Genomic DNA, 14,700 nt, shown 5'->3' on the forward strand with positions numbered 1-14,700 from the left:
TGCCGGAGGGGGAGCAAAACGAAAGTAATGCTGAACCTCTAAAACGTCCCGACCTTGAATTATTGGTCATGGGTAAGCGTGTTGGTCTTTCGTTTACTGAAATGAACGAATTGACGGTAAACGAACTTGTTCAATTTGTCAACATCTATGTGAAACAGGAAACAGGAAAACAAAAACCACGTCGCAGAATGGCGACACAGGCGGATATAGACGCCTTCTTTGCATAAAGGTGGTGAGAATATGGCAGAGACAGTAAGGGGTATTTCAGTAGTTATATCAGGCGACACCACGAAACTGGGAAAGGCGCTTGAAGACGTCAATAAAAAGGGCAAAGAGATTCAAGGGGAGTTACGGCAAATCGAGCGTCTTTTAAAATTTGACCCCTCTAACACCACTCTCCTTGCCCAAAAGCAACAACTCCTTTCCCAAGCGATTGAAAATACGAGCGAGAAGCTGAATCGCTTGAAAAGTGTACAGCAACAAGTCAACGAACAATTCCGGAGAGGGGAAATCAGTGAAGGGCAATATAGAGCGTTTCAACGTGAAATTGAAAAAACGCAGCAAGAGTTGCGCCGTTTTCAAGATGCTTTGCGCGAGACCGAGGAAGAACAAAAGCGGATCGCTCAATCTACACGACAACTAGAAACGCTATTCGCGGCAACCGGCAAGACGGTTGACAATTTTTCCGACGCTTTGGGTAGCAAACTAGTCAACGCAATCAAAAATGGCACAGCTTCATCAAAACAGTTGGATGAAGCAATCAAAAAAATTGGACAAGAGGCATTAGGTTCTAATGTTGATTTAGAGAAACTAAAAAAGACGTTGGCATCTGTCGATGATGGAAATTCACTAAAAAAAGTACAAAAAGAGCTCAAAGAGCTATCGAAAGAAGCCAATGAAGCAAAAGAATCAGTCGGTGATCTCGGTGTTGAACTTGAAAATGTTGCTGGTGCGCTCGTTGCCGGTGGTGGGATCGCCGGAGCGATTGAAAAGGCTCTCGATGTTTCTGATCTTGAAGCAAAAATCAATGTCGCTTTCGATGTGCCGGAATCATCCAAAAAGGCCATAAAGGAAGCGGTTCGGTCAATCGAAGCGTACGGCGTGGATGCGGAAGCAGCACTTGAAGGCGTGCGCCGTCAATGGGCACTGAACAAAAACGCCAGTGACGAAGCGAACACCGTAATTGTCAAAGGGGCAGCGGCTGTTGCAAGAGCCTATTCAGGAATTGACTTTACCGAGTTGATTCAAGAAACGCACGAGATCGCATCAGAATTGAATATCACGAACGAGGAAGCGCTCGGCCTTGTTAATTCACTATTAAAAATCGGATTCCCGCCCGAACAATTGGACATCATCGCTGAATACGGGCAACAGTTGCAACGTGCCGGATTTGAAGCAGAAGAAATTCAGGCGATTTTCGCTGCAGGGGTCGAAACAGGGACGTGGAACATCGACAACCTGCTCGATGGTCTCAAGGAGGGTCGAATCCGTCTCGCGGAGTTCGGTCAAGAGGTTGACAAATCAACGAAAGAGTTATTACAGGGAACAGGAATTTCTGCGAAACAATTACAGGAATGGGGGCAGGCTGTTGCTGCTGGCGGCGATAAAGGACGCCAAGCGATGCAAGAAGTTACCAAAGCGTTAATGAACGTCAAAGACGAGACAAAGCGCAACGCCCTGGGTGTGGCTATTTTCGGTAAACGAAGACTGTGCCGAAGTAAAACCGGGCAAATTCGGTGGAGGCTAGAGCCACCTTTTAGGAAGGTATGCTAACACCGAGGTAACAGGGAACACCACCCTGCACCGTAGAGCGTAGGCGGTGAGCGTTAGACGGGAGCAATAATCCGCCCAAGAGTGTCCGGCAACCTTTTGAGGTTGAAAATGTACGCCGAACCGGGCTGGAATTGACCAGCCGTATCCCGTGACAGGGTATGAGGGAAACCTCCGGAAGCAAAGGATAAAAAGCCTTTGCGATAACAAATTGACCATGTGGGAAGACCAAGGCGACAACATTGCCGAAACGATCCTCAACATGAACAAACACCTAGGGGATGCGAAAAACAATCAGGAACAGTTGAATCAAACAGTTTCAGAGATGGATGAGTCTCCCGCCGTTAAGCTACAGCAAGCATTTCAAGATTTAAAAACCGCGTCTGAACCATTACTAAGTGTCATCGCTGATGTTGTTTCTAAAATCGCTGAGTGGGTATCGGAAAATCCAACATTGGCAGCAACCATTACAGCGGTTGCTTCGGCAATCGGAATTATCTTGGGAGCTATGATGGCATTAACACCAATATTCGCATCAATATCGGCTCTAATTCCGATATTGGGCGCCGCATTTGCTGCCCTGACAGGGCCAATTGGAATAGCGGTAGCGGCGATTGCTGGGCTCATCACAATAGGCGTTCTCGTCTACAAAAATTGGGACAAAATCAAAGCGTTTTTGTTAGCAACATGGGACGCAATTAAAGCAGCGGCGAAGGCGGTATGGGACGGATTAAAGTCGTATTTTACGACGATGATGAACATCTATAAAACCATTTTTACAACGGTATGGAATGCAATTAAAACGGCACTGACGACTGTATGGAATGCGATTAAGACAACAGCAAGTACAGTATTCAATGCCATAAAAACAGCAATATCTACCATTTTCAACGCTATTCGTTCGGTCGTAACTTCTGTTTGGAATGGGATAAAATCCACGCTAACATCCATATGGAACGGCTTAAAAAGTACAGCATCGTCTGTGTGGAACGGGATTAAGTCGGCGATTTCGGATGTTGTGAACGGTATTCGTTCAACGATTTCAAATGTATGGAATGGGATCAAATCGACGCTGACTAGTATTTGGAACGGTCTGAAAAGCACGGCGTCGTCTGTATGGAATGGGATTAAATCGGCTATCTCCAACGTTGTTAATGGCATCCGTTCTACAGTTTCAAATGTGTGGAACGGCATTAAATCGACAACGGCAAGCGTATGGAATGGAATCAAAAGTGCTATTACAAGCCCGATTGAAAAGGCAAAAGATACAGTTTTAGGCATCATCGATAAAATTAAAAACGCCTTTTCCCGGTTGTCTATCAAAATCCCGAAACCGAAACTACCGGACATCAACGTAAGTTGGAAATCGTTCGGCATCGGTGATTTATCCGTTAAAATTCCGAAGTTCTCGATCAACTGGCACGCAATCGGTGGTGTGTTTGAAAAACCTATTGTCTTTGGAAATGCTGGATTTGGTGATGTGGAAGAGGCAATTGTACCGTTTGAAGGCAGACATGCACGAAAAATTGCGGGGTTGATCGCAAGAGAAATGCCGCAGCAACAACCGGCAATCAACATTACGCTGAACTACAAGGGCAATAATATCAACGATGCGTATACGATGGTCGACATCATCGAACGTGAACTTGGAAGCCGTATGAACACGAGACTGCGTATGAACGGGGTGAAATGATGATTATCGAAAGGCTAGATGGAACTATGATTGATACAGAACAATACGGAATCAAACTCCTAACTCATTCCATTTCCTCACCCTCCGTTCGCGTTGTGACAGAAGAAATTGACGGTCGTGATGGATATGTCGAAGTCGACACTACCTATGACGGTCGTAAAATACGAGCGTCTTTTTTTATGCACGCGGTCGACCGACACGACTTTCCGTTGCTGCGGAATGAAGTGTTCCGTATTTTTTCGACGAAAGAATTGTTCTATTTTCATGAACCAAACCAAAAGCGGCGTTGGCTCGTGCGAGCGAATAACTTTGACATTGAAAAATTCCCGCCGATTTACGGCAGGTTTGAAGTGGAATTTACGGCGCCGAATCCATACGCCGAATCCATCGGAACCACCCTAGACCCGTTCACGTTTGACGCGGAGCTTTGGCAAATCGGGCAGGGGTTGATTGAAGCTGATGATCTGAAATACGTACACAATACGCCGTCGTTTTGTATTTACAATGCTGGTGATATTGACATTGACCCGCGTGTGTTACCGTTAAAAATCACATTCACTGGAGCGTCGACGAATCTAAAGATTACAAACGTCACAACAGGCGACACATGGCAATACAACGGAGCTACGACTGCTAGTGACACAATCACACTGGATGGTGTGCGTGCGCTTAAAAATGGGACATCGATATTTGGTGCAACCAATCGCAAGCTGATTACGATTAAGCCAGGTTGGAATGACTTCATCATAACGGGAGCAAGCGGAAGTTTTACGATTTCGTTTGACTTCCGTTTTTACTACTTATAGGAGGACGGTGATGCAGCATGTCATCTATGAAATATCCATACCGTGATTTAGGAGTTCCATTCGACCGCAATTTTAGAAATGACCTCAATGCTAACTTTGACGACATCGAGCATGATATACGGATGATCGGTGGCGAAGCGGCACAACAAGCATTAGAAGCTGCACATGAAGCAGAAACGCAGGCGATATACGCTCAACAAATGGGAGACTATGCAGAAGAAAAAGGGGATTACGCGGCACAACAAGGCGATTATGCGAAGGTTCAAGGAGATTACGCAAAATCACAAGGTGATGCAGCTAGTTTAGCGGTAAATAATGCAAACAATGCGTTAGCAGCAGCAAACGAGGCAGTAAATAATGCAAATACTGCAATAGAAAATGCTAATATTGCAATCACAAACGCAAATAATGCGGCAGCAAGTGCCAACGACGCAGCAACAAATGCGAATTCAGCCGCAACGAATGCTAACAACGCGGCTGACAATGCAAATACGCAAGCAATGAATGCGCAAAATGCGGCACAATCAGCAAATGAAGCGGCAACCAATGCCAATGATGCGGCTGATAATGCGAATACGCAAGCGACATATGCCCAGCAACAAGGCGACTATGCTAAAGAGCAAGGAGACTATGCAAAACAAGTCGGAGATGAAAACAAAACACGCTGGCTCACAGCGGTGAACACCTATGCAGATATTGCGACGACATATCCGAATCCACAGTTAGGTGACACCGTACAAACCATTGACGATAGTAAAATCTATCGCTGGGATGGTACGCAATGGGTATGGACACAACAATATAACGCCAATGCAATCACTGACGTTCAAAATAAAATTGGAATTTTAAATAAAAAGACCGAGAGCGTTTTTAGTGTAAAAGAGTTCGGTGCAAAAGGCGATGGGCAAAATGATGATACAGCCGCGATACGAGCAACTATTGACTATGCTTATTCACAAGGAGGTGGAACTGTATTTTTCCCAAAAGGGACATACAAAGTAAGTGCGCAGATTGATGTTCCGTGGGGTGTTAATCTAAACGGAAACGGGAAAGCGGTATTTGAGGTATATCATACTCTTGGATACTGTTTCAACTTACAAGGCAGACACGAAGTACGAGGTTTAAAATTTTATTATCCGCAACAAGACATGAGTGGACAAAATATTGTCATCTACCCTGCCGCAATTGGAGGTTCAAATGTTAACTATACGATTATAGATAATATTGGTATTGGTAATGCATATATAGGCATTGATTTATCAAATGGAACGGGCGGAATCATCATTTCAAATGTTTATGGCTTCCCTCTTTATCGAGGAATAATTATTAACAACTGCATTGATGTAACACATATTGACAGAGTTCATTTTAATCCTAACTATTATGGTACGCCTGCGTTAGATTTAAAACGATGGGTTTGGCAAAACGGGATTGGAATTGAAATCGGTAGACACGATTTCGGTAATATTGATAAAGCATTTGTTCGGGGATATAAAGCACTATTACATTTCACTGACGGTTCAATCGGAGGTGCGGCTAATAATATCAAAGTCACAAACTGGATTGCAGATGCTTGTAATACATTGGCAGTATTTTCTCACCATGCTGGTGGTATAGGTTTTTACTTTGGTACAGGTACTTTTTATTACCCATACACAAACGACCCAAATCCACCGTCACAAAGTAATACATTCTTAAATGTGAACAATGGTGGTGCTACTACTTTTGAAAGTAAATATCTATACTTCATATCAAATAGAGTGTATAGAGCACAAAATCATGGAATTTGGGCATATAACCCAATTGTTTGTATAGGGAACGAATTTACAAACTATGCGTACAAATATACTGAAAGCGACTCAGCAGTTATAGATTGTATACAGCTAAATACTGGAAGTGATGGTTCAATTATTAAAGATAATATCATCGATGGAAAGAACAAAGCGCAAAATAGGTGTATTGCTGTTGTATCATCTTCGAATCATGTGATTGAGAATAATATACTTCTAGGCTGGAAAGCCGCTGATATTTACATTTCATCGGATTCTACCACAAACCAACTTTTTAACCATCCTCGCAAGCAGGTTTTTGCGACAGCAGCACCGACATCTGGTACTTGGAGAACAGGAGATATTGTATGGAACAGCGCTCCAACTGCTAATGGTTATGTAGGTTGGATATGTGTAGCGTCAGGTTCGCCTGGGACATGGAAAGGTTTTGGGCTTATCCAATCGTAAAGGAAGATTAATTGTGACATTAAGTAAAAAACGTAAATTTATAGCTGGTAATATAACATGATAGATAATAAAATATTAGGGGGAATTGTAAATGAATATGTAAATTTGGATAGAGGGTTGTTTATGAGTGTAAACAGTTCAACAATCATTGATAAGTATTTTAAACTTTGGGCTATAGTATTACCAATAACATCCTTTCTTGTTATTCCATCTATTCAAGGTACTACTCCTGCTTATATTTTCGCTCTGTTGTCGATTGGAGTAGTCCCTTTTCTAACTAAGTTTAAAGGTAAAGGAATCAACTATATACGCGATTTACTATTCTTCTTATACATCTTTATTTGTATTAATTTGATTGGACAACTTTATTTGTCGCTTGATGTTAAATTTAATCCTGATTTTTCTACGGTAAGAATCATCGATGATGAGGATATATCAACAATAGTATTAAGAAAATCAATGTTTACTCAATCTTTGTACTTGCTTGCTGCTGCCGCTACTTTTGTGTTTGTAAAGAACTTTTACAAGCAAAGTTGGGATAAATTTTTGTTCTTAGGTGTTTGTATTCTTGGGATTTATGGGGTTTATGAAGTAATATACTTTCTTTTGTTTCATGAAAATGGCGATTTCATTAGTAACAGAACTTTCGGTGACGGCACGCATTCAGGTAGTTTGTTTCAAACAATTAGTATAGGTTCTTTGGTGTTACAGAGATTAAAAAGTCTCACTGGCGAACCATCAATGTACGCTTTCACGGTATTACCATTTTGGATATATTCTGTTCATAAGAAAAAGATTCTTATACACCTTTTCTTGTTTATAACGTTAATACTAACAACATCAACTACTGCATATATCGGAATAATTATATACACCCTTATTCGAATACGTTATTTTGGGGTAAAAGATAAAATCGTTCTTTTTCTCATAGTAATTGGGTTAATTGTTTGTTTATTAAATTGGGATTTCATTTCCATGTTTGTTAATGCGACAATATTAGAAAAATTGAGTCTTAGTAATGATTCTGGAATAGAAAGGTTTATGCTTTTTACAAATCATATGGACTTTTATAAAAATTTACCTCTATTCACACAGATATTCGGGATGGGGTTTGGAGTTGTAAGATCTACGGATATGTTCTCTACTTTATTGGTTAATAACGGTATTGTAGGCTTTGTTCTTTTTACTTTGTTATTTTTCTATCCTGTATTTAAGTTAGAAAATACTTATCAAAATATCGGATTAAAAGCAGCGTTAATTGTTATTTATTTTTCAATGATGATTTCAGTACCTGAATACTCTTATCTTTCTACATGGTTATTTCTAGGCATGGCTTATAATATGATACCGAAACGAAATATTGCTTATAATACAAGTTATACCAAATCAAACCTAAAGATCCCTGGATAAAATGACGCTTTTATCCAAAGGATAGGGGGCTATTTTACATCCTCTATCCTTTTTCTATTCCCATGAAAGGGGTGAACTGATGTTAGTCGTTACCAATTTACAAGGACAGACTGAACCACTACCGGATGTAAATGGCGTAGAGGATATGGAACAGGTAAACGGGGAATATTCCTTGTCGTTTGTCTGTTTCAACACCAAAAACAATGAACACGCCTATCCACTCGTGCAAGAAGAAGCAACCGTCGAACTAGACGGTCACGAATTCCGTATTAAACAGATGACGGAAGTCCGCGACCGTAAAGAAGTACACGCGCAGCACATTTTCTTTGACTTGGTTGACCACTATCAAGAAGGCACGTTCGGAGGAACACATACGCTAGACGAATTCGTGACATATGCACTCACCGGCACGGGCTGGACATTTGAAAATGTAGATGTGACACAATCAGCGTTTATTCCGAACTTTGGTGAAGGTAATGTCGTTGCGCTCATTAGGCAGATTTGCGATGCGTTCGGCTGTGAAGTTCAAATCATGCCTGGCAAGCATTTACGCTTTGCTAAACAAATAGGAGCAGATAAAGATGAACAATTCCGGTATAAGCACAACATAAAAACGATCAAAAAATCTGTTGATACGACGAAGCTAGCGACTGCGATCAAAGGATATGGCGCCAATGGGCTTGTTGTAGAGTACCATTCACCAAACGAAGCGATATACGGAACAAGATATGCCGAACCAATCAAAGACGACCGATACACCATTGCGGAATCATTGTTAGAGCGACTGAAACAAGAACTCGTTGACGTGCCAGAGGTATCCATTGAACTAGAATTATCGCAATTGGGGTTTGATGTAGAACTTGGTGATCGGGTATGGGTGATTTATGAACCATTAGGCATTGATTTTCAAACACGCGTGATGGAAATCAAGCGCTATCCATTTACGAAGCGTAGCCCTGTCGTCACGTTGTCAAACAAAAAGCGTGTATTCACTGATATATTGACTGAAACGAAAATAGACATCGAAGAAAACAAGAAAGAAACACGTTCCCGCATCGAACAAACAAACGAACGTATCACACTCGAAGTCGAACGGATTGACGAAAGTATCGCAACGCTTCAAATCGAAGCAGACAATATACAGCTTTCTGTCCAATCTCTTGACAGTCGTTTAGGTAACGCAGAAGCACAGTTGGTCATACAAGCAAATCAAATTGAACAAAAAGTATCCTACTCTGACTATAACGGAGTCGAGATTGTCTCGCGGATTAATCAGACGCCAACGACCGTGACGATTGAGGCGGAGAAAATTAACTTGGATGGAATTACAAGAGTAAACAGCGCCCTATGGGTTGGTGCGCCGGGCGATTATGCTACTGCCAAGGCAGTAAACTTCCGTTCGGGCGCTTCTATAAGTGTCCTGGCCGGAAGCGATCATTTATATATGGACAGCATGGGCCAAATTTTTATATATGCCGGGTTAGGCGTCCAATTTAGTACACCGGACGGCGCAGGGGCAACGGTTGACCTTTCAACAGCACGACAAGTCATATATGGTGCAAATGCCCCTTCATACGTCCCGAACGCCGGAAACGCGGATACACTTGACGGATACCATGCGAGCGCGTTTTCTTTTTCCGGCCACGTTCATTCGGACTATGAATATGTCAAACCGAGCTCCGGTCAAGCGATTAGACTTGGTATATATACAACAGGCAAGCGGCTGAATCTATATCTCAACGGGTCACTGGTCGGATATATTCCATATACACCTGCATAGGAGGGAATAAAGTATGACGGTACAACTCTTTTTACATGACGGGACAAGTATTACTGCTGAAATGGCGGATTATAACGCGGCTACACTAGCCGAGAGATTGAACGATCCAAAACTCATGATGATTGCGATTGGGAATGTCATTGTGAACAAACAAGCAATCAAACTCATCGCGCCGGTTCAACAGCAATAGTTTAGAAAGGTGTGATTCGATTGGAACAACGTGTTGCGAAACTGGAAGCAGATGTGGACATGCTCCGCAATGATGTTGTCGATATTAAGACTCGTTTAGCCGTTGCGGAGAGTAATATCCGTGACATGAAGGAGGACATTTCAACGATCAAAAGCAACACAACGTGGATTTTACGTTTAATTATCGGCGGCATCGTAGGAGCGGTGCTGTCTTTTATTATTCGAGGAGGGGTTCAATGATGGAAGCTATCTTGTCTATTGAATTTACGGCTTATGTAGCGTTGGCGGTTTTGCTCTATGCAATTCGTGAGGCGGCCAAAATTCCTAATCGTTATATCCCGATTGTCGCGGTTGTGTTAGGCGTGGCGTTCTCGGCGTTCGAGAGCCGCGCCTTTTCGTTTGATGTGCTGATCGAAGGGCTGAAATACGCTTTATACGGCATTGGTTCGGTGGCGGCAATCAAATATGCAATTGAAAAAGCGGGAGGCGATCAATAATGGTAAAAAAAATCGTGATTGACCCCGGCCATGAAGGCGTAACGGGAAATCTTGACCCCGGCGCAGTGGCTAACGGTTTGAAAGAGGCAGAACTGACATTGAAGATTGCCAAACATATTTATGACATGTTGAGCGAATACGAGGGCGTACAACTTAAACTGACGCGAACAGGCAATCAGTCGTTGAGCCTTTCCCAACGCGCTAAAATCGCGAACGATTGGAAAGCTGACTTTTTCCTCTCCATCCATATCAACGCCGGTGGCGGCACAGGCTTCGAGTCATACATTTACAACGGTAACGTCAGTCAAGCGACAATCGCATATCAAAATGTGATTCATGCCGAGATTATGAAAGCAATTGGCGGAGTACGGGACCGCGGCAAGAAACGAGCCAACTATGCGGTGTTGCGCGAAACGAAAATGCCTGCTTTACTGACAGAAAACTTGTTTATCGACAACGCCAATGACGCGGCAAAACTCAAAAGCGAGCAGTTCCTTTTGCAAGTGGCGCACGGTCACGTTCAAGGGATTGTGAAGGCGTTCGGACTTAAGAAAAAAGGAGGGCAAATCACAGTGCAAAAAGATACCGTGAAGGACGACATCACTGGCCATTGGGCAGAGGAAAGCATTCGAAAAGCAATAAAAACAGGAATCATCAAAGGCCATAGTGATGGTCGATTTGGCCCGGATGAACCGGTTACAAGAGCACAATTGGCCATAATTTTAGATAGACTTGGATTATTGAAATAATTGCTTCCTTGCCAACCCGGCAGGGCTTTTTTTATTTTTTGTGGAATGGAATATTGAGGAGGTGATGCCATGTTTGAAATCGTCGGCCGACTGCGTTGTCCCGTTTGTTCAGAGATTGTCCATCCAGACGATAAGATTTTCCTCGACATCATCAACACTGTCATGCATCAGAAATGCTACTACAAATCTCCACAGCGTCGACTTCCAATCAAGGATGAAGGTCTATTCCAGAAAATGCTCCTGAAATATCCGTTTTTCCACGAGGACGCTGAAGATGATTCCAAGTAAAAAGCCCTTCTCATCGGAGAAGGGCTGAGCTTTTAGCTTTGTCGACAAGCTGAAAGAAAAAGCTCCCCAACTTTCTCTTTCCTATTTTTAGAAAGTTTTTATCCGTTATCGTCTTGATGATTGTTTTGAACAATCTGTATCAGTTTTTCGATAGAAACATTGGCTTAGGTAAGAAAAATGTAAAAAATTTAAAAAAGACTTTCAATCAAAATGCTTTTCAATGACCTTCTCGAAGCTCCGGTAAGAATACATGAGAAAACATAATCACTCATAACCCTTTGTGTATCAAAGAGTTATGAGCGATTTACTCACTTAGTGAACGACGGATACCGACTCTATCATGATCACGAATATGGGTATTTTCTCGGTGTATGTTGAATGGAAATCCATTTAAGAGTTGTAAATGCATCCAAGCTCCACGAGCCGTTGAGTCGTCCTAAACCTGAATTTTTCTCTCCACCAAATGCAACTACTGGTTCATCATTAATGGTTCCGTCATTAATATGGATCATGCCAGTTTCAATCTGTTTCGCCATCTCCGCTCCGCGTTCAATATTTGATGTATGGATAGCACCGCTTAAACCAAAATCACTGCTGTTAGCATACTCAATCGCCTGCTGGTCATTTTCGACTTTCATAATACATACAACCGGGCCAAAAAGCTCCTCCTTGGCAATCGTCATATCAGGCGTAACATCAGTAAATATGACTGGTTCTACAACGTTTCCTTTCACTTCTCCTTTTAAAATAGGTGTTGCGCCTTCTTTTATACCTGTTTCAATAAGGTTAACAATCGTTTGAACTTGCCGTTCATTCATTAATGGTCCAATAATTGTTTCAGGGTCTCTTGGATCACCGCATTTCAAACTGGCCACTTTACGTACATATTTTGTTAAAAATTCATCATATACTTTTTCATGAACGATAATGCGATTCGCTGACATACAAATTTGGCCTTGATGTGTAAAGCGGCTGAAAACCGCGGCACTGACAGCAAGATCAATATCAGCATCATCCAAGACAATCAGAGCACTATTTCCTCCCAGCTCCAATGAAACTTTTTTCAAATGACGCCCAGCAACTTCCCCGATATGTTTTCCAATTTTACTCGAGCCTGTAAATGAAATAACCCTTGGAATTGGATGTTCAATAAATCCGTCGCCAATTTCTTCAATTTCAGTTACAACAACATTTAGTAGGCCTTTTGGAAGACCGGCTTCTTCAAAAATTTTGGCAATGAGCGTTCCACCGGCGATAGGTGTATGTTCATGCGGCTTGAGGACAACACCGTTCCCTGCTCCTAATGCAGGAGCGACCGATTTCATAGAAAGGAAAAACGGAAAGTTAAAAGGACTAATCACACCGACAACTCCAACCGGAATACGATATAGGCGATTTTCTTTCCCATCAACTGGTGATGGTAAAATTTTTCCTTCCATTCGAAAAGGATATGTAGATGCTTCTTTGATAATATTGATAACAAGATCAATTTCAAAAGCTGCTTTCAGTTTTGTTCCGCCAAGTTCTTCGATAATGATGTTTTCGATAGATTCCTTATTTTCTTCAATATATTTTACCGCATTTTCAAAAACGGCTCTTTTTTCAATAGGATTCGTATGTTGCCACTTTTTTTGGGCTTTTTTTGCGGATTGATAAGCTTCATCAACGTCTTTTAAGCTAGCACATGTAAATGTTGTAATGATTTCATTGTTGTATGGATTAAAATCTACCAGTTGTCTGTTGCTAGTACCATCTTTCCATTCTCCACTGATATATTGCTTATTTAATAACTTGAAATTTACCATGAATTTAGCCCCCCCAATTTTATTTCTCTATTTCAATATTTTGTCTCGCTATTTCTGCAAGCATCTGGATATTTGTATTGATTTCTTGCATTGTAGCAGACAGTTCTTCAATAGCTGCTGATTGGGCACTCGATTCTTCATTTACTGATTGAATAAAATCATTTAGCTGCTTAATAAGATTCTTCATTTGGTTTGTTTTTTCATTGATTTCTGCGACATGTTGTTTCGAGGTGTTGGCCATTTTCCGTACCTCATCCGCTACAATGGAAAAACCTCTACCATGTTCTCCTGCTCTTGCAGCTTCAATAGCAGCATTTAGTCCTAACAAATTACTTCGATCCGCAATTTCTTTTACCAAATTCGAAATCCCTTCAATTTTACTAACATTTTCGGCTACTTCTTTAGCCTTTTCTGAAACTGTTGTTATTTCATTAGAAAGTTCGGTGATGGAATCGGCCATTGATTGAATCGTTGCAGTTACTTCCTCCACGACTGCTGAAAGATTAGAAGAGATTTCCGATAATTGCATAGCCTTCTCCATATTAACTCCGATTCCAATACCGCCTACAATACGACCGTTATGGTCATGAATAGGCATTGCCTTTGCAATTAAGTCAACACCAAAAAGTTCCTTTGGAACAATAGCAGAGAGAAGCTTGTTTTGTCTGATCGCATTTGTGATGATGTCGCCTTCTTGTAAAGGATCACCAGGTTGTACATTTAAAGAGAATGTTTTAGCCGGATAATTAACAATTAACTTTTCTGTGTCATAAATTCCGACCGTAATGTCTTCATGTACAAGTTGGTTCAGGTATGGGGCCACTTTTAGAAACGCATCGAGTAACTCTACATCCTCAACATTTGTTTTTCCCTTTTCTGCCACATTTTTCACTTCACGCCACCTCCTTAAGAAATTTTTTTCTACTAATCTTATTATCGGAACTAATGTGAAAAATTTTAGCAATAATATGACATATGATCGTGATCAGCAGGAGTTTTGTAAATTTTATCTTAAATAGGCGAGAAGATACCACTTTTAAATGGACACGGTGCAACCCAATAAATTTGTCGTTTCCTTATGAGGCCTTTAAGGAGAGAAATGAAAAGTTATCTGGAATCAAGAAAATGGATTGTTTGCTCCCAACAAATGTAAAACCTGTTCTCTTGATGACGAAACCGTATCGCGTCTACACTCTTATCGATACGTGATATCTGTCCAGAACGATGATCGAGGCGTGCATTCAAGAAGGATATTATACCGCTTTGAGTAGGTCTCTTTAACAGAGAAAAAGAAGGCGGAGTAAGACTCCGGCCTTCTGATTAGATACTTGTGGGTCACCCACAAAACACCCACAATTTTATAGTGGGTTACTTTTTAATCAGGTTAAATAATTCGAAAAACCTTACAAAATCAATAATCGTAAAGTATTGTTTACCCATGCTGTGAGCAAAAATAATTAAGTTTGAAATGGAAGG

General features: G+C 41.4%; 13 protein-coding genes and 1 pseudogene. 12 read left to right on the forward strand and 2 right to left on the reverse strand.

Translation table 11 applies throughout. The features are described 5' to 3' along the window. The 12 genes and pseudogenes from DSM465_RS0116920 to DSM465_RS0116975 form a co-directional block, all read left to right on the forward strand. Positions 1–227, forward strand: a 227-nt coding sequence (locus tag DSM465_RS0116920; RefSeq protein WP_029761843.1) for a hypothetical protein, incomplete at its 5' end; no start/stop codon positions are given. 13 nt (positions 228–240) lie between these two features. Further along, positions 241–1,698: pseudogene (locus DSM465_RS0116925) on the forward strand (hypothetical protein); the annotation flags it as partial. Between the two features lie 289 nt (positions 1,699–1,987). Continuing rightward, positions 1,988–3,463: a phage tail protein gene (locus DSM465_RS18480; protein WP_051358546.1), complete on the forward strand. Its 1,476-nt coding sequence runs from the start codon at positions 1,988–1,990 to the stop codon at positions 3,461–3,463. Next, positions 3,463–4,269 (forward strand): phage tail family protein, encoded by an 807-nt coding sequence (locus tag DSM465_RS0116935; protein ID WP_029761847.1) that lies wholly within the window; start codon positions 3,463–3,465, stop codon positions 4,267–4,269. Before DSM465_RS18480 ends, DSM465_RS0116935 begins: the two co-directional genes overlap by 1 nt. Positions 4,270–4,286: 17 nt before the next feature. Next, positions 4,287–6,506, forward strand: coding sequence for a glycosyl hydrolase family 28-related protein (locus tag DSM465_RS19710; RefSeq protein ID WP_201768439.1), 2,220 nt, complete (start codon positions 4,287–4,289; stop codon positions 6,504–6,506). 57 nt (positions 6,507–6,563) lie between these two features. Continuing rightward, positions 6,564–7,916 carry a hypothetical protein gene (locus tag DSM465_RS0116945; protein WP_152524574.1) on the forward strand — a complete coding sequence of 451 codons (1,353 nt, stop codon included), beginning with the start codon at positions 6,564–6,566 and terminating at the stop codon, positions 7,914–7,916. A gap of 79 nt (positions 7,917–7,995) precedes the next feature. Continuing rightward, positions 7,996–9,696 carry a phage tail protein gene (locus DSM465_RS0116950; RefSeq protein WP_051358548.1) on the forward strand — a complete coding sequence of 567 codons (1,701 nt, stop codon included), beginning with the start codon at positions 7,996–7,998 and terminating at the stop codon, positions 9,694–9,696. Between the two features lie 13 nt (positions 9,697–9,709). Beyond that, positions 9,710–9,886: a hypothetical protein gene (locus tag DSM465_RS19475; protein ID WP_155121010.1), complete on the forward strand. Its 177-nt coding sequence runs from the start codon at positions 9,710–9,712 to the stop codon at positions 9,884–9,886. An 11-nt stretch (positions 9,887–9,897) separates the two neighbouring features. After that, a complete protein-coding gene (locus tag DSM465_RS0116960) occupies positions 9,898–10,125 on the forward strand; it encodes a hemolysin XhlA family protein (RefSeq protein WP_418251387.1) in 228 nt (75 codons plus the stop codon). Next, positions 10,122–10,382 carry a hypothetical protein gene (locus tag DSM465_RS0116965; RefSeq protein WP_029761852.1) on the forward strand — a complete coding sequence of 87 codons (261 nt, stop codon included), beginning with the start codon at positions 10,122–10,124 and terminating at the stop codon, positions 10,380–10,382. The genes DSM465_RS0116960 and DSM465_RS0116965 overlap by 4 nt, the downstream gene beginning before the upstream one ends. Beyond that, the gene (locus tag DSM465_RS0116970; protein WP_078172655.1) at positions 10,382–11,131 is read left to right on the forward strand and encodes an N-acetylmuramoyl-L-alanine amidase; all 750 of its coding nucleotides are present in this window, start codon (positions 10,382–10,384) and stop codon (positions 11,129–11,131) included. The genes DSM465_RS0116965 and DSM465_RS0116970 overlap by 1 nt, the downstream gene beginning before the upstream one ends. A 69-nt stretch (positions 11,132–11,200) precedes the next feature. After that, complete coding sequence (locus DSM465_RS0116975) at positions 11,201–11,419, forward strand: hypothetical protein (RefSeq protein ID WP_029761855.1); 219 nt, start codon at positions 11,201–11,203, stop codon at positions 11,417–11,419. Between the two features lie 344 nt (positions 11,420–11,763). Here the strand turns inward: DSM465_RS0116975 and DSM465_RS0116980 are convergent, their stop codons facing one another. Both DSM465_RS0116980 and DSM465_RS0116985 read right to left on the reverse strand, forming a co-directional pair. Continuing rightward, a complete protein-coding gene (locus DSM465_RS0116980) occupies positions 11,764–13,224 on the reverse strand; it encodes an aldehyde dehydrogenase family protein (RefSeq protein ID WP_029761856.1) in 1,461 nt (486 codons plus the stop codon). Between the two features lie 19 nt (positions 13,225–13,243). After that, the gene (locus tag DSM465_RS0116985; protein ID WP_035498686.1) at positions 13,244–14,116 is read right to left on the reverse strand and encodes a methyl-accepting chemotaxis protein; all 873 of its coding nucleotides are present in this window, start codon (positions 14,114–14,116) and stop codon (positions 13,244–13,246) included. Between the last annotated feature and the right edge of the window lie 584 nt (positions 14,117–14,700).

Source organism: Geobacillus thermodenitrificans subsp. thermodenitrificans DSM 465, assembly GCF_000496575.1.
Taxonomy (GTDB): domain Bacteria; phylum Bacillota; class Bacilli; order Bacillales; family Anoxybacillaceae; genus Geobacillus; species Geobacillus thermodenitrificans.

Coding starts and splice junctions, on each gene's coding strand:
- DSM465_RS18480 (WP_051358546.1), top strand. CDS start 1,988: ATGTGGGAAGACCAAGGCGACAACATTGCCGAAACGATCCTCAACATG.
- DSM465_RS0116935 (WP_029761847.1), top strand. CDS start 3,463: ATGATTATCGAAAGGCTAGATGGAACTATGATTGATACAGAACAATAC.
- DSM465_RS19710 (WP_201768439.1), top strand. CDS start 4,287: ATGTCATCTATGAAATATCCATACCGTGATTTAGGAGTTCCATTCGAC.
- DSM465_RS0116945 (WP_152524574.1), top strand. CDS start 6,564: ATGATAGATAATAAAATATTAGGGGGAATTGTAAATGAATATGTAAAT.
- DSM465_RS0116950 (WP_051358548.1), top strand. CDS start 7,996: ATGTTAGTCGTTACCAATTTACAAGGACAGACTGAACCACTACCGGAT.
- DSM465_RS19475 (WP_155121010.1), top strand. CDS start 9,710: ATGACGGTACAACTCTTTTTACATGACGGGACAAGTATTACTGCTGAA.
- DSM465_RS0116965 (WP_029761852.1), top strand. CDS start 10,122: ATGATGGAAGCTATCTTGTCTATTGAATTTACGGCTTATGTAGCGTTG.
- DSM465_RS0116970 (WP_078172655.1), top strand. CDS start 10,382: ATGGTAAAAAAAATCGTGATTGACCCCGGCCATGAAGGCGTAACGGGA.
- DSM465_RS0116975 (WP_029761855.1), top strand. CDS start 11,201: ATGTTTGAAATCGTCGGCCGACTGCGTTGTCCCGTTTGTTCAGAGATT.
- DSM465_RS0116980 (WP_029761856.1), bottom strand. CDS start 13,224: ATGGTAAATTTCAAGTTATTAAATAAGCAATATATCAGTGGAGAATGG.